Origin of the sequence: Aeromonas bivalvium, assembly GCF_000819765.1 — a bacterium.
GTDB lineage: Bacteria > Pseudomonadota > Gammaproteobacteria > Enterobacterales > Aeromonadaceae > Aeromonas > Aeromonas bivalvium.
In genome coordinates this window covers 1-705 of the sequence record NZ_CDBT01000002.1, presented here as the reverse complement: position 1 = coordinate 705, position 705 = coordinate 1, and the positions used below count along the sequence as shown (strand labels likewise).

1 pseudogene is annotated in these 705 nt (G+C 55.5%); it reads left to right on the top strand.

The features are described 5' to 3' along the window. Positions 1-705 (top strand): annotated as a pseudogene (locus tag BN1119_RS00140) (IS3 family transposase); the annotation flags it as partial.

The window sequence follows — 705 nt, the reverse complement described above, 5'->3', positions numbered from 1 at the left end:
TCTGGGCGCTGTTACGGCGCCAGTCTGAGGCAACAGAACAACCTGTGGTAAACGCTAAGCGGGTATATCGCGTCATGCGCGAGCATGGCTTGCTGCTGGAAAGAAAACCAGCTGCACCATTGGCCCAGCAGGCACATAAGGGGCGTGTTGCCGTCAAGGAGAGCAATCGACGGTGGTGCTCAGATGGCTTCGAGTTTCGCTGTGATAACGGTGAAAAACTACGTGTCACGTTCGCCATGGATTGCTGCGATAGGGAAGCGTTGGACTGGGCGGCCAGTACTGGGGGTTACGACAGTGACACTGTGCAAGATGTCATGCTGAGGTCTGTCGAACGTCGCTTTGGGGATTCGTTGCCGGCATCACCGGTGGAGTGGCTGACTGATAATGGCTCGGCGTATCGAGCCCATGAGACCCGCGCGTTTGCACGAGAAATCGGGTTGGAGCCCAGAACTACTGCGGTGAGAAGCCCACAGAGCAACGGTATGGCGGAGAGCTTCGTGAAGACGATGAAGCGAGACTATATCGAGATGATGCCAAAACCGGATAGCCGAACAGCGGTAGGCAATTTGGCTATCGCGTTTGAGCATTATAACGAACACCACCCGCACAGCGCCTTGGGATACCGTTCACCCCGGGAATTTCTGCGCAGTCGGGTATCACAATCCTAAGCGGGAAAAAGTGTCTGGACCTATGGGGTCAAATCCA